The following is a 19,234-nucleotide window of genomic DNA, read 5'->3' on the forward strand; positions in this document are numbered from 1 at the left end:
ACACCTTCGGTGAACAGGAGATTCATAAATGATTTTACGTGTTTTGGCTGTATCGATGATTGGTTTCACGCTCGCAGGCTGCGTGAGCAGCAGCGGCCTGTCCGGCGATGTGTATTCCGCATCTGAAGCCAAACAGGTGCAGAGCGTGACATACGGTACCATCGTGCATACCCGCGCCGTACAGATCCAGAGCGGCGACGACAGCAATGCCATCGGGGCGATTGGCGGTGCGGTGCTGGGTGGGTTCCTCGGGAACACCATCGGCGGCGGTACCGGACGCTCTCTGGCCACAGCGGCAGGTGCGGTCGCGGGCGGCGTAGCCGGTCAGGGCGTGCAGGGTGCGATGAATAAAACCCAGGGCGTGGAACTGGAAATCCGTAAGGATGACGGCAATACCATTATGGTGGTGCAGAAACAGGGCAGCACCCCATTCTCCGTGGGTCAGCGCGTGGCGATTGCCGGCAGCGGCAGCCAGGTTACCGTCTCTCCTCGATAATCCTTCTGACGATGCGGCCGGTTATGCCGCATCGTATTTTTCCTCTGCATTTATTACACCCTAATAGCTACGCATTAGCATTCAGACATCTTAATTTTTGAATTGCATTAATCATTGCGCCTGCGCAATATTTTATCAGTCATCCCCGACTACTCTTCTGCACATTACTCTTTTAATGTCGACGCAATATCGTTACCCTTGCTTTTCCCTGTGGAATATTGTCTATGCCCAAACACATGAATCATATCGTTAAACGTCTTATCGTTTATATTTGTATTTGTTTACTGGCCGGGGTCGGCATGACCGGGTTGACGGACTTTTTTCACACCAGATTCAACAGCACTTCATCTACACTATTTCCTCTGCTGACCAGTTTTCTGATGGTGTTTCATATCACTATTGCCTGTTTTATGGGCATGAAATACTGGAGCAGCAAGCGTCGCCTGTATCTGACCCCTGTCGCTTTCGGCTTTGCCTGTTCGGCGTTGCTGATGCTGGGCACGCTCAGCAGCTATCCGGACTGGCTCAGCTGTAATCCCTCGCCGGTGGTGAAACAAAATGACGCCGTCATATATTATTTCTTTCGCAATATAATGATGGCCGTCTTATTCATGTCATCAATTATTTTGTATTATTTCCGCCGGCGCATCATGCATTCCTGGAAAGCCCATGTAATGACTTTCGCGGCATGTATTGTTCTTGTATTAACCATTATTTTTTTATCATGGCTGTACTCCAGCCACTCGCCGAAACTGAGCATCAATTTTATCGACGACCTGAATCATACTTTCACCCCGCTGTGGAAAAGTATTATCAGCTGGCTGCTGATGGCCGTCTGGTTTATCACGCTAATATTAATAATTTGCTTGAGTAAACTGCGCAATATTTTCTGGTATAGCGGCGCTTTTTTTTGCAGCGCATATTTGTTCACCCTCTTCCGGCTGCTCTCTACCGTTGGGGAACTCGATCAGGCCTGGTATCAGGCGCGTTTTTTTGAAACGCTGTGCACCCTGTTCCTGATCCTGGTGCTGCTGGTCGACGTCTTTATCCTCTATCGGGAGTCTAACCACAAGTATGTCAACTCCTACCAGAATTCGATCCGCGACCCACTGACCCGCCTCTATAACCGCAGCTTCTTCTATGACAGCCTAAACCAGCAGCTGGCGAAGGTGAAGGCCCAGCATCCGCTGTCGGTGATTATCAGCGACCTCGACCATTTCAAACGCATCAACGATAACTACGGCCACATCGCCGGCGACAAGGTGATCCAATTTGCCGCCTCGGTGCTGGACAGCCATTCGCGCAAGGATGATGTCGCCGCCCGCATCGGCGGTGAGGAGTTTGCCCTGCTGCTGGTCAACACCTCAGAGAACGAGGCGCAGGCGATCGCCGAGCGCATCCGTCTGGCGGTCAGCGCCGAGCAGACCGCTCTGCCAGAGCGGATGACCATCAGCATGGGGGTGTATACCACCCATGACAGAAGTGTGACGGCGGAGGAGTGCGTTCAGCGTGCGGACGAAGCCATGTATGAAGCAAAAAACAGCGGACGTAACCGGGTGGTGATCTGGCGACGCCAGGGCGGGTAAAAAAAGGCCCGGGATAGCCCGGGCCGCAAAAGGATTAATCTTTTGCCTGGAGATCGAGGATATTTTGTTCAAGTTTACGAATTAAGTGGAGCAACGTCTCCACTTCCTGCTTCGAGACCCCCGTGAGGATTTCATCGCGGGTCTTGCCTATCACCTCTTCCATCTCATTGATCAGCGGTTCGGCTTTTTCAGTCAGCTTGATGCGTTTGGCCCGCCGATCGCTTGCGCAGGTCTGGCGAGAAATAAGCCCTTTCTCCTCCAGCTGATCGAGCGTACGCACCAGCGACGGTTGTTCAATACCGATGGCTTTCGCCAGCTGGATCTGCGACTGCTCAGGCGGCAGCTGGTGGATGTTATGCAGCGTGACCCAGTGGGTCTGCGTTAACTCCAGAGGTTTCAGGCGATGGTCGATTAGCGCGCGCCAGACGCGAACTAAACGTGCCAGATCAGAACCAAGTGGCGATTCCAATTTCATCTCCTTATAATTAGCTTGCTAAGTTATTATACTGATTTTAGAATAGTGTGCAGCATTTGAATAATCAAAACAAATGAATTACTTGATTCAACAAAAACCAAAACAATGATTTACACTGTTAAAGAGTAGCACTTCCTGAGGTTATCCCTGTTATGGCAAAGGATTTTTGCTTGTGAAACTGAGTCTTAATTCATCCGGATTGCCGCTGCAGGACCTGATGTTCGGCGCATCCGTCTATTTCCCTCCGTTGTTCAAAGCCGTCTTGCTGGGCTTCTTTATCTGGCTGTTTTTACATCGCCAGCTGCGTGACTGGATGTATGCGGGCGACATCTGGCATCCCCTGCTGATGGATCTCTCCCTGTTCGCGCTCTCGGTCTGTCTGGCCCTGCTGTTATTGATTGCCTGGTGATCTACCTGCTATGAAAAAATTAAAATATTTGTCAACGCTGTTGGTGGCGGCCATCGCACTGGTTGCCGCGTGGTTGTTATGGAATTTCTACACTCAGTCCCCCTGGACCCGCGACGGGAAAGTGCGCGCCGAGCAGGTCGGGATCACCCCTCAGGTCTCCGGCAGTATTCTGCAGCTTAACGTGGCCGATAACCAGCGGGTCAAGGCCGGTGAAGTCTTGTTTACCATCGACGACACCCCCTACCGCATTGCGGTGCTGAACGCCCAGGCGCAGCTGGCGAAAGCGCAAGCTGAGGTGGCGAAAGCGCAGGCAGAGCAAAGCAAAGCCGCCAGCGAGGCCCGCCGTCGCAGAAACCTGTCGCAGAATGCCATCTCGGCTGAAGACCTTGAAAACGCCAATACCGCCCTGAATACCGCCACCACCACCCTGGCGGCCGCCAGAGCGGGAGTCGGTGTCACCGAGGCGGCGCTGAAGCATGCGCAGTGGCAGCTCAACCAGACGGTAGTCAAAGCGCCGGTGGACGGCTGGGTGACTAACCTCTCCACCCGGGTCGGCGATTACGCCACCACCGGCCATCCGGTCTTTGCCCTGGTGGACAGCCATTCGTTCTATGTGCTGGGCTATTTTGAAGAGACCAAACTGCGCCATATTCGCATCGGCGATCCGGCGCAAATCATTCTCTACAGCAATCAGCAGACGCTGCAGGGGCATGTCGCCAGCATCGGTCGCGCGATTGTCGACCAGAGCGTGGAACAGGGAACCGGGCTGGTGGCCAATATCAAACCGAATATCCCCTGGGTCCGCCTCGCCCAGCGCGTCCCGGTGCGGATTGCCTTTGATAGCTTGCCGGCCGATGTCACTCTGGTCTCCGGCACCACCTGCACCGTCTCGATCGGCGGACAGTGATGAATCTGCAGACCCTGTCATGGCGCACGCTGCCCTGGGTTAAAGCCACCCGACCGCAGTGGCGATACGCGCTGCGTAACGGCATCGCCATGTGTCTTGCGCTGAGCATCGCCTACGCGCTGGATCTGGATGAGCCCTACTGGGCGATGACCTCCGCGGCGGTGGTCAGCTTTCCCACCGTCGGCGGGGTGATCAGTAAAAGTTTTGGCCGCATTGCCGGCAGCCTGCTCGGCGCCTGCGCCGCCCTGCTGCTGGCGGGCCATACGCTCAACGATCCCTGGCTGTTCCTGTTCAGTATCTCCGGCTGGCTGGCGCTCTGCACCTGGGCCTGCGCCCTGTTCACCAACAACGTGGCCTACGCCTTTCAGCTGGCGGGCTATACCTGCGCCATCATCGCCTTTCCGGTGATTAATATCAGCGACAGCTACGAGCTATGGGTGATTGCCCAGTCGCGCGTCTGCGAAGTCATCGTCGGGATCCTGTGCGGCGGGTTGATGATGATGATCCTGCCCAGCACCTCCGATGGCAGCAACCTGCTGACGGCGCTGAAAACCATGCACGCCCGCCTGCTGGAGCACGCCAGTCTGCTGTGGGTACCGGAAACGACGGATGCTATCCGCACCGCCCATGAAAGCGTAATTGGCCAGATCCTGACCATGAACCTGCTGCGCATCCAGGCCTTCTGGAGCCACTACCGCTTCCGTCGGCAGAATCCCCTGCTGAACTACCTGCTGCACCAACAGCTCCGAATGACCAGCGTCATTTCCAGCCTGCGGCGTATGCTGCTGAACTGGCCTGACGCCCCGGCCAATACCCGCCAGGTGCTGGAGTCGTTGCTTGCGGAGCTCGCCACCGCCAATGCTGACAGCTATCACGTCGCCCGCATTCTGGCGCCGCTGGCGCCGCCGCCGGGCGCGGATTACCGCCACCTCGCCTTCTGGGCGCGGTTACGCTATTTCTGTCGCATTTATTTGGAAAGCAGCCGCTGGATCCGCCGGGTTGAAAATGCCTCGGCGATCGCCGAGTTCAATGTTCCTTCCGCACCCGCGCTGACCCGCCACACGGACCAGGCGGAAGCCCTGCTCAACGGCATTCGTACCTTTTGCGCCCTGGTGGCGATAGGCGCGTGGGGGATCAGTACCCAGTGGACCAGCTGCGCGGCGGCCCTGACCCTGGCCTCCATCTGCTGCGTACTCTACTCGGTGTCGGCCTCGCCGTTTCGCTCGCTGACCCTGCTGATGCAGACCCTGGTCCTGCTGTCGGTGTTCAGTTTTGTGGTGAAATTTGGCCTGATGGTGCAGATCACCGACCTGTGGCAGTTCCTGCTGTTTCTGTTCCCGTTGCTGACCACCATGCAGTTACTCAAGCTGCAGTGGCCAAAATTTGCCGGCCTGTGGGGGCAGCTTATCGTCTTTATGGGCTCGTTTATCTCCGTCACCAACCCACCGGTGTACGACTATGCGGCCTTTTTCAATGACAATTTAAGCAAGATTGTCGGCGTGGGCTTTGCGTGGCTGGCTTTTGCGGTGCTCAGTCCCGGCTCGGACGCCCGCAAAGGGCGACGGCACATCAGAGCGTTACGGCGTCACTTTGTCGATCAGCTCAGCCGCCGCCCCCAGCACAGCGAGCACGAATTTGAATCGCTGGTATATCACCACGTCAGCCAGCTTAGTCAGAGCCAGGATGCGCTGGCCCGCCGCTGGCTACTGCGCTGGGGAGTGGTCTTACTGAACTGCTCCCACGTGGTCTGGCAGCTTCGTGAGTGGGAAACCCGCTCCGATCCGCTCGCCCAGGTGCGCGATCTGTGTATCAACCTGCTGCGCGATGTGATGAGCGAGCGCGGCGTGCAGCAGCGGCCGCTGGCCACCACGCTGCAGGAGCTGCTGCGGATCTGCGAGGTTCTGAACCACCATCATCAGCCGGCGGCCCGGGAGCTGGCCGCCGCGATCTGGCGACTGTATTGCGCGCTATCGCAGCTGGAACAGGCTCCGGTCGCCGGAACGATTGGCGAAAAGATTACTTAATCACCCCGCAGGCAAACCGTTCGCCGCCGCCGCCCAGCGGCTGCGGACTGTCGGCCATATTATCGCCGCCGACATGAACCATCAGCGCTTTGCCTTTCACTTCCGCCAGCGTTTTCAGGCGCGGAGCGATAATCGGCTGGTCAGCCACGCCCGCGTCGTTGACCACCAGCAGGGGCAAATCGCCAAGATGTCCGGTGCCCAGCGGCCCTTCATGTTTACCGGTATGTTGCGGATCGTAATGTCCGCCCGCCGCTCCGGCGGCCACGGCTTTGCCCTCTTTCATCGCCGGCTGGCAGCTGCCTTCTGCATGGATATGAAAGCCGTGCTTGCCCTGCGGCAACGCTCGCAGATCGGGAGCAAATTCGAGTCCGCGGTCGGTTTCGGTGATTTTTACACTGCCGATGGATTGACCAACGCCCTGGCTGGTCACGAGATTAAGTTGCACATCTTCACTGACGGCCTGCGCGCCAGCGCAAAATGCGAGGGAAAGGATAGCGAGAATACATCGTTGCATAACACCTCCGGATGGCTGTCTCCCTGTTAAGTGTAAACCAGGAACAGGTTTCCGGAGGCGAAATGCCTGTTATGGCACGTCGTAACCGAGCGCGGCTTTGCGGATACGGAACCACTGCTGACGGGTCATACTCAGTTTTTCAGCCACAATCGCCGAGCGCACGCGCTCAATTTTGCCCGAGCCGATAATCGGCAGCGGTTGCGATGGCAGGCGCAGCACCCAGGCATAAACCACCTGCTCGATGCTGTCGGCGTTAAGCTCGTGGGCCACCTGGGCCAGCTCGTCGCGCAGCGGCTGAAAGCCCTCTTCATTAAACAGGCGGCCGCCGCCGAGGCAGGACCAGGCCATCGGGCGAATACGCAGCTGCTGCAGCTGATCGAGGGTGCCGTCGAGCAGCAACGGCTGATGCACCGGCGAGATCTCCACCTGGTTGGTAGCAAGCGTAAACGGCAGGCGCGACTGCAGAAGGGTGAACTGGGCAGGGGTAAAGTTCGAGACGCCGAAATGACGTACTTTGCCGCTGTGATGCAGCGCGAGGAAGGCTTCAGCCACCTCATCGGCGTCCATCAGCGGATCCGGCCGGTGGATCAGCAGCAGATCGAGATGGTCCGTCGCCAGATTACTCAGCGATTGCTCAGCGCTGAGCACGATGTGGTCCCGGTCGGTAATGTAGTGACCGATGGTGTTTTCAGCGCGCGCCCGGGTGGCAATGCCGCATTTGCTGACAATTTCCATTCGGCTACGCAGATGCGGCGCCAGCTTCAGGGCTTCACCAAAGGCGGATTCACACTGGTAATCGCCATAGATATCGGCGTGATCGACGGTGGTAATACCTAAATCAAGATGCTGTTCGATAAAGCTGACCAGCTCGCCTGGCGACATTTTCCAGTCCATCAGACGCCAGTAGCCCATCACAAAACGCGAAAATTCCGGCCCCTGGGGAGCCATAGCAATACGCTGAACCATAACCGCTTCCTCAATAAAAAAGTGCTCTGAGTATACGTAATTTTTGGCTTAAAACAGTGAGGGTTGCTGCGGTTCTTCCGCCGCCTCTGGCCTGTTTGCGCGGATTTTGCGCAGCAGGCGTTGACGGCACAGACGCAATACCTCCTGTTTCTGCGCATCGCTCATCGTTTGCCAGTTAAAACGTTCCTCACGGCTACGGAAACAGCCGCGACAGTAGCCGCGCTCATCGGTCTGACAAATTCCCCGGCACGGGCTCTGCACCGGGAAAAACTCTAACTGCTCTGCCACCACACGCCTCCTGTCCCCTCATCTCCTTTCATTGAAGACGTTTCCCCGCGCTGACGCAAATTTTGTTCACTACGTGCTGCGCCAGCTAACATTTTTGCGCCGGGTCTTGCATTAGACCAATCGGTCTACTACAGTGTGCTCCATGAACAGACACAGCGATTGTGATACCCGAGAACATATTCTGGCCACCGGCGAGCGGCTTTGCATGCATCGCGGCTTTACCGGCATGGGCTTGAGCGAACTCCTGAAGACGGCGGAAGTGCCCAAGGGCTCTTTCTATCATTACTTCCGCTCTAAAGAAGCCTTCGGCGTCGCCTTGCTGGAAAACCATTTCGCCGGATATCTGCAGCGCCTGGTCGAGCATTTCGCCCATGGCGACGGCAACTATCGCGATCGGCTGCTGGCCTACTATCAGCACACGCTGAATCAGTTTTACCAGCAGGGAATTATTAGCGGGTGTCTTACCGTCAAGCTGTCGGCAGAGGTCTGCGATCTGTCGGAAGACATGCGCACCGCCATGAACCACGGCGCCAGCCAGATCATCGCCCTGCTGGGCGACGCGCTGGAGAAAGGACGTCAGGAAGGCAGTCTGACATTTGACGGCGAGGCCATGACCCTGTCGCAGGTGCTTTATTCCCTGTGGCTCGGCGCCAACCTGCAGGCCAAAATAACGCGTAGCGCAACGCCGCTGGAGAGCGCCCTTGCCCACGCGAAACAGATTATTGCGGCGCCTGCTGTTTAACAGGCGTTTTTATTTCATCAGTTCCTAGACGACCGGTCTACTCAGGAGTCATTATGTCGGAATCAAAATTATTCACCCCGTTGAAAGTCGGTGCCGTCACCGTCCCTAATCGCGTATTTATGGCTCCTCTGACGCGTCTGCGCAGCATCGAGCCGGGCGATATCCCTACCCCGCTGATGGGCGAATATTACCGTCAGCGCGCCAGCTCCGGGCTAATCATCAGCGAAGCGACGCAGATTTCCGCCCAGGCCAAAGGCTATGCCGGCGCGCCAGGCCTGCACAGCCCGGAGCAGATTGCCGCCTGGCAGAAAATCACCGCCGGCGTTCACGCGGAAAACGGCCATATCGCCGTGCAGCTGTGGCATACCGGGCGAATTTCCCATAGCAGCCTGCAGCCCGGCGGCGCCGCCCCGGTAGCGCCGTCTGCGCTGAGCGCCGGCACCCGCACCTCGCTGCGCGACGAAAACGGCCACGCCATCCGCGCCGATACCTCGATGCCTCGCGCTCTGGAAACCGAAGAGATCCCGGGGATCGTCGATGATTTCCGTCAGGCGGTGGGCAATGCCCGTGACGCCGGTTTCGATCTGGTTGAACTGCACTCGGCCCACGGCTATCTGCTGCACCAGTTCCTCTCGCCGTCGGCGAACCAGCGTACCGACCAGTATGGCGGCAGCGTGGAAAACCGCGCCCGTCTGGTACTGGAGGTGGTTGACGCCGTGAGCAAAGAGTGGAGCGCCGACCGGATTGGCATCCGCGTGTCGCCGATTGGCAGCTTCCAGAATGTGGATAATGGCCCGAACGAAGAAGAAGACGCGCTGTATCTGATTAGCGAGCTGGCGAAACGCGGTATCGCCTATCTGCACATGTCCGAGCCGGACTGGGCGGGCGGCAAGCCGTACAGCGAAGCCTTCCGTCAGAAAGTTCGCGACCGCTTCCCGGGCGTGATCATTGGCGCTGGCGCCTACACCGTTGAAAAAGCCAACGACCTGATCAGCAAAGGGCTGATTGATGCCGTGGCCTTTGGCCGCGATTACATCGCCAACCCGGATCTGGTTGCCCGCCTGCAGAAAAAAGCGGCGCTCAACCCGCAGCGCCCGGAGTCCTTCTACGGCGGCGGCGCGGAAGGCTACACCGATTATCCTACGCTGTAATCCCTCCATTGATAGCGGCGACGTATCGCCGCTATACTCAAGGCTCTGATCTATCAAATAAACTGCATAGGGGACATTATGCGCTTACTCCACACCATGCTGCGCGTTGGCGACCTGCAACGTTCTATCGACTTCTATACCAATGTGTTGGGCATGAAGCTGCTGCGCACCAGCGAAAACCCGGAGTACAAATACTCCCTCGCCTTCGTCGGCTACGGCGAAGAGAGCGATACCGCGGTGATCGAACTGACCTACAACTGGGGCGTGGACAGCTATGAGCTGGGCACTGCCTACGGTCACATCGCGCTGAGCGTCGACAACGCCGCCGAAGCCTGCGAACGGATCCGCCAGAACGGGGGCAACGTTACCCGCGAAGCCGGGCCGGTAAAAGGTGGCAGCACCGTTATCGCCTTCGTGGAAGATCCTGACGGTTACAAAATCGAGCTGATTGAAGAGAAAGACGCCGGCAAAGGGCTGGGCAACTAACCCCCCCGACCATAGCGACTTCATTATCCTCGTTCGCCCGGGCGCTGCGGCGCCCGTTGTTTTCACCCCTGCCTGCTGCAAGCCGTGGCAAAATTTGCCATAATGCGCGCTACTTTTTTCCAGCTAAGAGAATCTGATGTCCGAGAACGCTCAACTGAATGGTCTGTGCGACCGTTTCCGCGGTTTTTATCCAGTGGTGATTGATGTTGAAACCGCAGGATTTAATGCCAAAACCGACGCCCTGCTGGAGATCGCCGCCATTACGTTGAAGATGGATGAGCAAGGCTGGCTGATGCCCGATGAAACGCTGCATTTCCATGTTGAACCTTTCGAGGGCGCCAATCTTCAGCCCGAAGCGCTGGCCTTTAACGGGATTAACCCGCACGATCCAGAGCGCGGCGCCGTGAGCGAATACGACGCACTGCATGCCATCTTCAAAATGGTACGCAAAGGGATGAAAGAGAGCGACTGCAGTCGGGCTATCATGGTGGCGCACAACGCCACATTTGACCACAGCTTCACCATGACCGCCGCCGAACGGGCGGGGCTTAAACGCAACCCGTTCCATCCGTTTGTCACCTTTGACACCGCCGCGCTGAGCGGGCTGGCTTTGGGCCAGACGGTGTTGTCGAAAGCCTGTATTGCCGCGGGTATGCCGTTCGACGGCGCGCAGGCCCACTCCGCCCTCTACGATACCGAGCAGACGGCACAGCTGTTTTGCGAGATAGTGAACCGCTGGAAGCGTCTGGGCGGCTGGCCGCTGCCGGTGGCGACGCCGGAGTGATAAAAAAAGCGACTTCCAGGAAGTCGCTTTTTTACTGACCGCGGGAATTATTCCGCTTTCGGCTCGTCAGTGTGGTATTTCGCCGCTGTCTCTTTGATCAGCTGCTGCAGTTCACCGCGCTGGTACATCTCGATGACGATATCGCAGCCGCCCACCAGTTCACCGTCCACCCACAGCTGCGGGAAGGTCGGCCAGTTGGCATATTTTGGCAGCTCGGCGCGGATATCCGGGTTCTGCAGGATATCAACGTAAGCAAAACGTTCACCACAGGCGGACAGCGCCTGAACGGCCTGAGCGGAGAAACCGCAGCTTGGCAGCTTCGGCGAACCTTTCATGTACAGCAGGATCGGGTTTTCAGCGATTTGGCGTTGGATCTTTTCTAAAGTCGAGCTCATTGTCGTGCTTCCTTAAACTTCTTTCTACGGCAGTAACTTGTCATTGTAGCGTCCCGAGGGCAGGACCGATAATAACATTTTTTTCACTATTCATATTTTATCTTCTGTTGCGCGAAGTTGCCTTAAAAATATCATTTTGCCGTCGCGGGCAGGCGCGCGTTGCGCATTTTCTGTGCGAGGCGGTCAATGTCTGACGCGTTTTCTTGCAATCGTTAACCAATCGACATTTTTGATACAAAAGAATATTAACTTTCCGGGTTTTTATGCTTTAGAATCGTTCCGGTTTGTCATTCATCGTCAGGCATTTGTACATGTCTGTAATTAATCAGGGGATTGCTCAGTGGCGCGGCTAAACAAAATCGCGATATCGCTCTGTGCATTACTGTTCACATCTATCTCATTCACGCCACTGGCTCAGGCTTCAGGGCATACGCACGCCTCCGCCTCGCCAAAGGCGTTGCCCGCGAAAAGCGGCTCAGAGCGCAAGAAAAAAGCAACCAGTCAAAAAAGTAAAACCACCGCTAAAACCACCAGTAAAAAATCCTCGAGCACCCGGCTCCCTACCCGCTCTACCGCAGCAAGCCAAACCGCGCTTCATCGTCAGTCCGCCGGCGCCACGAAAAAATGCGTGCTGCGTAAAGGGTATAAAAAGCAGTGCGCAAAAACGGTGGCCGCCAGCGCCGAGCCGGCCCTGGCGCTGAACAGCGTCAAAAGCAAATGCGTGGTGCGTAAGGGCTATAAAAAACGCTGTAAACCCGAGGCCAGCGAAGCGAATCTGACGATCGCCGACGCGCATAAAGTCCGGGTGCAAAAAGCGCAGAGTACCGCCATGAACAAACTGATGGGCCAGCTGGGTAAACCGTATCGCTGGGGCGGCACCTCGCCGCGCACCGGGTTCGACTGCAGCGGGCTGGTCTATTACGCCTACAAAGACCTGGTCAAGATTCATATCCCGCGTACCGCCAATGAAATGTACCACCTGCGCGATGCGCGTCCGGTCGATCGTGACGAACTGCAGAGCGGCGACCTGGTCTTCTTCCGCACCCGCGGACGCGGCACTGCCGACCACGTTGGCGTTTACGTCGGCAACGGGAAATTCATTCAGTCCCCGCGCACGGGGCGCGATATTCAAATCACCTCCCTGAGCGAAGATTACTGGGTACGCCATTACGTCGGCGCCCGTCGCGTCATGACCCCGAAAACCATTCGTTGATCCCGGTCTGCCGCTACGGCGGCAGCCCTCTTCACCTGCGCGTTCTCCGCCCCCACCGTCAGGGGAAACTGCATATTCGCCTCTGTGACTGGCGCTTCCCGACGATAGCGGGTGGGCGACATGCCAAAGTGACGGTGAAAGGTGCGGCAGAACGCCGCCTGCCCGTCGTACCCCAGACGTTGGGAAATACTCTGCATGGAGGCCTCGGTCTGCGTTAAGTAGATTGTCGCGATGGTCATCTTCCGGCGGCTGACGTAGCTCGCCAGCGTGCAGCCGGTCACCATGGCGAATTGCCGCTGGAAATACCAGTGCGAGTAGCCGGACTTTTTCGCTATCGCGCTTACCGGCAGGGTGTCAAAAATATGTGCTTCGATCCAGTCAACGATCCCCTGCACGACCGGGATCATTTTCGGGCTTACCACTTCATCTGTTTTTGCCATCGTAGCCATCCTGTGGAAATTACTGCCGGCGGCTATATTTGTCATACAAATATCAAAATAGACAATGAATTATTGGCATAGCGGCGATTGCCTGAAAGCATAGCGTCATTAATTATTTGATTTAAAATGCTTATTTTCATTCAGCCGTTTGCGCTACGGGGTCTTAAGATGGCCTGCTGAGAAATTAACCATCGCGGTGAGAGGCTGGAGACCCAGCCTCCTTTTACTTATACATTTTTGCAACATCTGCGGGCGTCTTAACGCGCCGCTACGCAGAAAACGGTTAAGCCTTCGGCAGTTGCGCCGGCGATAATAGCCTTTATCGTTGTAAGGCTTTTCACTGCCTGCGGCAAATGTTAACATTCTCAATACAATAACAGGCCCGGGACGCGACAGCGTCGGGCGGTCAGAACGCGATTCAGGTGAAAACCTCATCTTGTCAATGTGAGATAAAACAAAAAAGTTATAAGGAGAGTAGCAATGTCGTTTGAATTACCTGCATTACCATATGCAAAAGACGCCCTGGCGCCGCACATTTCCGCAGAAACCCTGGAATACCACTACGGTAAACACCACCAGGCATATGTCACTAACCTCAACAACCTGATCAAAGGCACCGCGTTCGAAGGTCAATCGCTCGAAGAGATCGTGCGCACCTCTGAAGGCGGCGTTTTCAACAACGCGGCGCAGGTCTGGAACCACACCTTCTACTGGAACTGCCTGGCGCCGAACGCCGGCGGCGAACCGGAAGGCGAGCTGGCGGCCGCGATTGCCAAATCCTTCGGCAGCTTCGCAGAGTTTAAGGCCAAATTTACCGACGCCGCGGCGAAAAACTTTGGCGCTGGCTGGACCTGGCTGGTTAAAAATGCCGACGGCAGCCTGGCTATCGTCTCCACCAGCAACGCGGGTACCCCGCTGACCACCGACGCGAAGCCGCTGCTGACCGTTGACGTCTGGGAACATGCTTACTACATCGACTACCGCAACGCCCGTCCAAGCTATCTGGACCACTTCTGGGCGCTGGTTAACTGGAAGTTTGTTGCCGCTAACCTGGCCGCATAAACGACAAACCGCAGCAGAGTGACCCCTGCTGCGGTTTTTTTTACACCCTTCCCAACCGTTTATGACTGGCTGGCAAAGGCCTCCTCCGGCTGCGCTCGTCCGCTAAACCAGACCAGCAGCAACGCCAGACCGGCAATAATCGCGCCCATTACCGGCACAAACGCATATCCCAGTCCGCCGGAGATCACCGCCCCGCCGGCGGCGGCGCCCAGCGCGTTGCCCAGGTTGAACGCCCCGATATTCACCGAAGAAGAGAGACCCGGCGCCTCATGCGCCACGCGCATCACTCGCATCTGCAGCGGCGGCACTACCGCAAAGGTGGCTGCGCCCCAGACGATCATACTGATGGCCGCACCCGCCTGGGATTGCGCCAGCAGCGGTATCGCCAGCATGATCGCCATCAGCAGCAGCAGAAAGCCTTTCAGCGTGCGGGAGACCGACCGGTCGGCGAATTTGCCGCCCAGATAGTTGCCCAGCGAAAAACCAACTCCAATCAGCACCAGCATCGCGGTGATAAACAGCGATGAAGCATGGGTCAGCGAATTCAGTACCGGCGAAATGTAGGTATACAGCGTAAACATCGCCCCGGCGCCCAGCACGGTGGTCAGTAAGGCAGAAAGAACCTGCGGCCGTAACAGGACCGAAAGCTCTTGTTTGACATCCGGCCGTTCGCCCGCGCTGCCCTTCGGCAGGGAGAACCACAGGCTCACCATCGCCAGCAGGCCTAACCCCGCGGTGGCGAGGAAGGACATCCGCCAGCCGATGGTTTCTCCAAGCCAGGTCGCGGCAGGCACGCCGCCGATATTAGCGATGGTGAGGCCCATAAACATGGTGGCCACCGCGCTGGCCTGCTTGTGCTTGGGTACCACGCTGGCCGCCACCACCGACCCCAGGCCAAAAAAGGCGCCGTGGTTGAGGCTGGTAATAATGCGCGACAGCAGCAGCGTGGTGTAATCCGGCGCCATGGATGACAGCAGGTTGCCGACGGTGAAGATCCCCATCAGAAAAATCAGCGCATTGCGTCGGGCGCGATGGGACAGCAGCAGGGTCATCAGCGGCGCGCCGACCATGACGCCGATGGCATACGCACTGATCAGCATTCCCGCTACCGGTATCGAGACGTCCACGCCCTTGGCAATCACCGGCAGCAATCCCATCGGGGAGAACTCGGTGGTCCCGATGCCAAAGGCGCCGATCGCCAGCGCGAGTAAAGGAAAGTTGATTTTCATTCAATGACTCCATCAGACCGTCAGGGAGGACGGCGTAACATCAGAAGCCAAAAGCATGACATCAATCACAAAAAAACAAAAGTGAACGAAATGACAAAAGATTTTTGCAGAATTGATAATAATGGCGGGATACGGGGAGGAGGCCGCGCTCCTCCCTCATCGGAACATTAGTGCAGTATGGCGGTCAGGCTGAATGCGACGATCACGCCGAGGGCAATAATCGTGGTGATCAGCGAAAACTTTAAATTGGTATCCATCATTTTTCCCTCTTGTTATCCCCACACCAAAAGTGAGCTTGCTCATTTTTGCACAAAAAATCGCAAAAATCTTCCGGGATTTAGGGCGATGCACATTTTTGCTCTTCCACTTTGCCCCAAGATCGGACAAAATCCCACGCTAATTTAAAAGCGTATCGGCCATTGACCCCTTCCTGTCGTTCTGTGTCGTTTTCCCGACGTGATGCAATGTTGAAAATTGTATTCAGGGTGTGTGTAGGCAAACGTTTACGTATCGATGATCAGGCGATCAGGTCAAGGCATGGAGTGAGATGTAATGGCAACTATTAAAGATGTAGCGAAGCGCGCAAACGTTTCCACTACAACTGTATCACATGTAATTAACAAAACCCGTTTCGTTGCCGAAGAGACGCGCAATGCGGTATGGGCGGCGATTAAAGAGCTGCACTACTCGCCGAGCGCCGTGGCCCGCAGCCTGAAAGTCAATCATACAAAATCGATTGGCCTGCTGGCGACCAGTAGCGAAGCCGCCTATTTCGCTGAAATCATTGAGTCCGTTGAAAAGAGCTGCTTCCAGAAGGGCTATACCCTGATTCTCGGCAACGCCTGGAACGACCCGGAAAAACAGCGGGCCTATCTGTCGATGATGGCGCAAAAACGCGTCGACGGTCTGCTGGTGATGTGTTCCGAATACCCGGACTCCGTCCTGAGCATGCTGGAAGAGTATCGCCATATTCCGATGGTGGTGATGGACTGGGGCGAAGCAAAAGCTGACTTTACCGATGCGGTAATCGATAACGCCTTCCAGGGCGGGTATATCGCCGGACGTTACCTGATTGAACGCGGTCACCGCGAAATCGGCGTGATCCCGGGCCCGCTGGAGCGCAACACCGGCGCGGGGCGACTGGCCGGCTTCATGCAGGCGATGAAAGAGGCGCATATCAGCGTGCCGGAAAACTGGATTGTACAGGGCGACTTCGAGCCGGAGTCCGGCTACCGCGCCATGCAGCAGATCCTGAGCCAACAACACCGTCCAACGGCGGTCTTCTGCGGCGGCGACATTATGGCGATGGGCGCTATCTGCGCCGCGGATGAAATGGGGCTGCGCGTGCCGCAGGACATTTCGCTGATCGGTTATGATAATGTGCGCAACGCCCGCTATTTCAGCCCGGCGTTAACCACCATTCATCAGCCGAAAGATTCGCTGGGCGAAGCCGCGTTCAATATGCTGTTGGATCGTATCGTCAACAAGCGCGAAGAGTCGCAGTCTATTGAAGTGCACCCTCGGCTGGTCGAACGCCGCTCGGTGGCGGATGGCCCGTTTGTCGACTATCGTCGCTAAAGCACTGGCGGGCGCGGATCACTCCGGCGCCCGCAGCCACTCCCGATTCAGCGTGTCGCTGTCCCCCAGGTAGTCCAGCATCCAGTTTAACGCCGGCGAAGCATCATTCTGCTGCCAGGTCAGACAGCAGGCCGCATCCGGAAACGGATTTTCCAGCGCCAGCGCGGTCCACTCGCCGCGATCCACCCATGGCCGGGCGAAATGGCTTGGCACCATGCCGACGCAGAGTCCTGCCGACAGACAGGTTGCCGACGATTCCCAGTCGGGGACCACCACCCTCTTCTGGTTATCCAGCAGCCACGTTGTCCGTTTGGGCAACGAACGCGAGGTATCTTCCCGCACCAGCGACGGCCAGTTGCGCAGGACATCGTCGCTCAGCGGCCCCGCCATCTTCGCCAGCGGGTGATCGCTCGCCACCACGCAGTCCCAGCTCAGCATCCCCATATCGCGGAACGCATAGCGGCCCCCGACCGGAATAGAGCGCGTTGCGCCAATCGCCAGCTCCACGCGGCCGTCGGCCAGCGCATCCCATACGCCATTGAACACTTCCTGAAAAACGATCAGCTCGACGTCGGGAAAATGGCGATAGAAATCCACGATCATCTGGCGCATCCGCGCGGGTTTCACGATATCGTCCACCGCGATCGACAACTGCCCGCGCCAGCCGTTGGCAATTTGCTGGCACTGCTGGCGGGTGATCTGCATTTTTTTGATAACAGAGCGCCCTTCCTGTAAAAACCAGACCCCGGCGGGGGTCAGCTCCACATCACGATGACGGCGCTCAAACAACGGGACGGCCAGCCACTCTTCGAGCTGACGCACGGTATAGCTGACGGCGGAAGGCACCCGATGGAGCTCCTGCGCCGCCGCGCTAAAGCTGCCGTTCCGGGCGACGGCATCAACCACTTCCAGAGAGTATTCAGACCACATTTTCTGCCTGCAAAATTTTTGAATGCATGTGACAAATATTAGCGTTTCACAAGCCACAATGCACTCCCTACACTCTGCGGCATCGTACCTGTACTCCAAAAATGAGAACGTTATGTCACAACCTGGGAAAGGATTTTTAGTCTGGCTGGCCGGCCTGAGCGTGCTGGGCTTTCTGGCCACCGATATGTACCTGCCGGCATTTGCCGCCATGCAGCAGGATCTCGACACCTCCGCCGCATCCATTAGCGCCAGCCTGAGCCTGTTCCTCGCCGGCTTCGCGCTGGGCCAGCTCTTCTGGGGGCCGCTGTCAGACCGCTACGGGCGCAAACCGGTGCTGCTGAGCGGCCTGGCGATTTTCGCGGTCGGCTGCCTGGGAATGCTGTGGGTGCAGAACGCCACGCTGATGCTGGCGCTGCGTTTTCTGCAGGCGATTGGCGTCTGCGCCGCGGCGGTCACCTGGCAGGCGATGGTGACCGATTACTATCCCGCCCAGCGCACCAACCGCATCTTCGCCACTATTATGCCGCTGGTAGGACTGTCCCCTGCGCTGGCCCCGCTGCTGGGCAGCTGGCTGCTGGTGCACTTCGAGTGGCAAGCCATCTTCGCCACCTTGTTTGCCATCACTCTGCTGCTGATGCTGCCTGCCCTGCGCCTGAAGGCCGCCGCTAAGTCGGCCACAGTGGCTGAAAAGAAAATCACTTTTCTGGCGCTGCTGCGCTCCCGGGAATACAGCGGCAACGTCCTGATCTACGCCGCCTGTTCCGCCAGCTTCTTCGCCTGGCTTACCGGTTCGCCGTTTATCCTTCATGAGATGGGCTACGGCCCGACCGCCATCGGCCTGAGCTATATCCCGCAGACCATCGCTTTTCTGGTGGGCGGCTATGGCTGTCGCGCGCTGCTGCAAAAATGGTCCGGGCAACAAATGCTCCCGTGGCTGCTGGTGGTCTTCGCCGTCAGCGTCGCCGCCACCTGGCTGGTGGGTCTGCAAACGCATGCCTCGCTGGTGGCGTTGATGATCCCGTTCTGCCTGATGGCGGTGGTCAACGGCGGGATCTACCCCATCGTGGTCGCTCAGGCGCTGAAGCCTTTCCCGCAGGCAACCGGCCGCGCGGCGGCGCTGCAGAACACCCTCCAGCTTGGCCTGTGCTTCCTGACCAGCCTGCTAGTCTCCACGCTGATCGCCACACCGCTGCTGACCACCACCAGCGTGATGCTGGTCTCTATTTTGTTAGCCGGAGTGGGTTATCGCCTGCAGCAGACGCCAGCGCTGGCGGCCCACTCTTCCCACGCCTGACGCCCGTCGCCAGAGCCCGGACCAGTGGTTAGCACGCTAAGATATTTTTATTGAAAGCCAGTACTTAGCGTCCTATACTGGATCCGGGTTCACATAAATAAAAAATATTTAACAGATTAACGGATGCAGGATGCCTCCGTTTCACCATGGAAGGCCTTTCGGCAAGGGTTATCTCCCTTCCTCTGTTCTACGTCGGATAGCGACTTCACGGATTATCCGTGAGATTTCTCACAAAGCCAAAAAAGCGTCTACGCTGTTTTAAGGT

At 57.2% G+C, this 19,234-nt stretch carries 22 protein-coding genes; 13 read left to right on the forward strand and 9 right to left on the reverse strand.

The features are described from left to right. Positions 1 to 28: 28 nt before the first annotated feature. Complete coding sequence (slyB, locus tag AC6CWS_RS09730; RefSeq protein WP_002907749.1) at positions 29 to 496, forward strand: outer membrane lipoprotein SlyB; 468 nt, start codon at positions 29 to 31, stop codon at positions 494 to 496. Between the two features lie 224 nt (positions 497 to 720). Beyond that, positions 721 to 2,082, forward strand: a complete 1,362-nt coding sequence (locus tag AC6CWS_RS09735) for a sensor domain-containing diguanylate cyclase (RefSeq protein WP_065881523.1) — start codon at positions 721 to 723, stop codon at positions 2,080 to 2,082. 34 nt (positions 2,083 to 2,116) lie between these two features. On the opposite strand, the gene slyA is transcribed toward AC6CWS_RS09735, so the two are convergent. Further along, a complete protein-coding gene (gene slyA / locus AC6CWS_RS09740; protein ID WP_025710835.1) occupies positions 2,117 to 2,557 on the reverse strand; it encodes a transcriptional regulator SlyA in 441 nt (146 codons plus the stop codon). Between the two features lie 172 nt (positions 2,558 to 2,729). On the opposite strand from slyA, the gene AC6CWS_RS09745 reads away from it, so the two are divergent. The 3 genes from AC6CWS_RS09745 to AC6CWS_RS09755 are packed head-to-tail and all read left to right on the forward strand — an operon-like array spanning position 2,730 to position 5,897. After that, positions 2,730 to 2,966 carry a DUF1656 domain-containing protein gene (locus AC6CWS_RS09745; RefSeq protein ID WP_023289934.1) on the forward strand — a complete coding sequence of 79 codons (237 nt, stop codon included), beginning with the start codon at positions 2,730 to 2,732 and terminating at the stop codon, positions 2,964 to 2,966. Between the two features lie 10 nt (positions 2,967 to 2,976). Further along, positions 2,977 to 3,873 (forward strand): efflux RND transporter periplasmic adaptor subunit, encoded by an 897-nt coding sequence (locus AC6CWS_RS09750; RefSeq protein ID WP_065881522.1) that lies wholly within the window; start codon positions 2,977 to 2,979, stop codon positions 3,871 to 3,873. Next, positions 3,873 to 5,897, forward strand: coding sequence for an FUSC family protein (locus AC6CWS_RS09755; protein WP_065881521.1), 2,025 nt, complete (start codon positions 3,873 to 3,875; stop codon positions 5,895 to 5,897). The genes AC6CWS_RS09750 and AC6CWS_RS09755 overlap by 1 nt, the downstream gene beginning before the upstream one ends. Here the strand turns inward: AC6CWS_RS09755 and sodC are convergent. The 3 genes from sodC to AC6CWS_RS09770 form a co-directional block, all read right to left on the reverse strand. After that, positions 5,890 to 6,411, reverse strand: a complete 522-nt coding sequence (gene sodC / locus AC6CWS_RS09760) for a superoxide dismutase [Cu-Zn] SodC (RefSeq protein ID WP_498256399.1) — start codon at positions 6,409 to 6,411, stop codon at positions 5,890 to 5,892. The genes AC6CWS_RS09755 and sodC overlap by 8 nt on opposite strands. Positions 6,412 to 6,480: 69 nt before the next feature. After that, complete coding sequence (locus tag AC6CWS_RS09765; protein WP_065881519.1) at positions 6,481 to 7,377, reverse strand: aldo/keto reductase; 897 nt, start codon at positions 7,375 to 7,377, stop codon at positions 6,481 to 6,483. A gap of 48 nt (positions 7,378 to 7,425) precedes the next feature. Beyond that, positions 7,426 to 7,668 carry a DUF1289 domain-containing protein gene (locus AC6CWS_RS09770; RefSeq protein ID WP_017901094.1) on the reverse strand — a complete coding sequence of 81 codons (243 nt, stop codon included), beginning with the start codon at positions 7,666 to 7,668 and terminating at the stop codon, positions 7,426 to 7,428. A 139-nt stretch (positions 7,669 to 7,807) separates the two neighbouring features. On the opposite strand from AC6CWS_RS09770, the gene AC6CWS_RS09775 reads away from it, so the two are divergent. The 4 genes from AC6CWS_RS09775 to rnt all read left to right on the forward strand — a co-directional run bounded on the left by AC6CWS_RS09775 (position 7,808) and on the right by rnt (position 10,828). Continuing rightward, a complete protein-coding gene (locus tag AC6CWS_RS09775; RefSeq protein ID WP_032428869.1) occupies positions 7,808 to 8,407 on the forward strand; it encodes a TetR/AcrR family transcriptional regulator in 600 nt (199 codons plus the stop codon). Positions 8,408 to 8,460: 53 nt separating this feature from the next. Next, positions 8,461 to 9,558, forward strand: a complete 1,098-nt coding sequence (locus AC6CWS_RS09780) for an alkene reductase (RefSeq protein ID WP_044523573.1) — start codon at positions 8,461 to 8,463, stop codon at positions 9,556 to 9,558. A gap of 78 nt (positions 9,559 to 9,636) precedes the next feature. Then, the gene (gloA, locus tag AC6CWS_RS09785; protein ID WP_032453119.1) at positions 9,637 to 10,044 is read left to right on the forward strand and encodes a lactoylglutathione lyase; all 408 of its coding nucleotides are present in this window, start codon (positions 9,637 to 9,639) and stop codon (positions 10,042 to 10,044) included. Positions 10,045 to 10,180: 136 nt separating this feature from the next. Continuing rightward, positions 10,181 to 10,828, forward strand: a complete 648-nt coding sequence (rnt, locus tag AC6CWS_RS09790) for a ribonuclease T (protein WP_004202881.1) — start codon at positions 10,181 to 10,183, stop codon at positions 10,826 to 10,828. A gap of 47 nt (positions 10,829 to 10,875) precedes the next feature. Here rnt and AC6CWS_RS09795 read toward each other — a convergent pair whose 3' ends face one another. Beyond that, positions 10,876 to 11,223 carry a Grx4 family monothiol glutaredoxin gene (locus AC6CWS_RS09795; protein WP_002907768.1) on the reverse strand — a complete coding sequence of 116 codons (348 nt, stop codon included), beginning with the start codon at positions 11,221 to 11,223 and terminating at the stop codon, positions 10,876 to 10,878. 340 nt (positions 11,224 to 11,563) lie between these two features. Here AC6CWS_RS09795 and AC6CWS_RS09800 point away from each other — a divergent pair, with 340 nt between their 5' ends. Further along, a complete protein-coding gene (locus AC6CWS_RS09800; protein WP_065881518.1) occupies positions 11,564 to 12,436 on the forward strand; it encodes a C40 family peptidase in 873 nt (290 codons plus the stop codon). Here the strand turns inward: AC6CWS_RS09800 and AC6CWS_RS09805 are convergent. Further along, positions 12,391 to 12,876, reverse strand: coding sequence for a helix-turn-helix domain-containing protein (locus AC6CWS_RS09805; protein ID WP_023289942.1), 486 nt, complete (start codon positions 12,874 to 12,876; stop codon positions 12,391 to 12,393). The two genes, AC6CWS_RS09800 and AC6CWS_RS09805, sit on opposite strands and share 46 nt — an antisense overlap. Before the next feature lie 480 nt (positions 12,877 to 13,356). Between AC6CWS_RS09805 and sodB the strand changes: the two genes are divergently transcribed. Continuing rightward, complete coding sequence (sodB, locus tag AC6CWS_RS09810; protein WP_023289943.1) at positions 13,357 to 13,938, forward strand: superoxide dismutase [Fe]; 582 nt, start codon at positions 13,357 to 13,359, stop codon at positions 13,936 to 13,938. Between the two features lie 59 nt (positions 13,939 to 13,997). Here the strand turns inward: sodB and AC6CWS_RS09815 are convergent, their stop codons facing one another. Next, entirely contained in the window at positions 13,998 to 15,167 is a 1,170-nt protein-coding gene (locus AC6CWS_RS09815) for an MFS transporter (protein ID WP_065881516.1), read from the reverse strand. Between the two features lie 167 nt (positions 15,168 to 15,334). Continuing rightward, complete coding sequence (cydH, locus tag AC6CWS_RS09820) at positions 15,335 to 15,427, reverse strand: cytochrome bd-I oxidase subunit CydH (protein WP_002907776.1); 93 nt, start codon at positions 15,425 to 15,427, stop codon at positions 15,335 to 15,337. Positions 15,428 to 15,719: 292 nt separating this feature from the next. Here cydH and purR point away from each other — a divergent pair, with 292 nt between their 5' ends. Continuing rightward, on the forward strand, positions 15,720 to 16,745 hold the full coding sequence (gene purR, locus AC6CWS_RS09825; protein WP_004202888.1) for an HTH-type transcriptional repressor PurR: 1,026 nt from the start codon (positions 15,720 to 15,722) through the stop codon (positions 16,743 to 16,745). 18 nt (positions 16,746 to 16,763) lie between these two features. Here purR and punR read toward each other — a convergent pair whose 3' ends face one another. Next, positions 16,764 to 17,675, reverse strand: a complete 912-nt coding sequence (gene punR, locus AC6CWS_RS09830) for a DNA-binding transcriptional activator PunR (protein WP_004202889.1) — start codon at positions 17,673 to 17,675, stop codon at positions 16,764 to 16,766. A gap of 112 nt (positions 17,676 to 17,787) precedes the next feature. Between punR and punC the strand changes: the two genes are divergently transcribed. Further along, positions 17,788 to 18,969, forward strand: a complete 1,182-nt coding sequence (gene punC, locus AC6CWS_RS09835; RefSeq protein ID WP_065881515.1) for a purine nucleoside transporter PunC — start codon at positions 17,788 to 17,790, stop codon at positions 18,967 to 18,969. Positions 18,970 to 19,234: the final 265 nt, after the last annotated feature.

Source organism: Klebsiella sp. M041 (genome assembly GCF_059759695.1).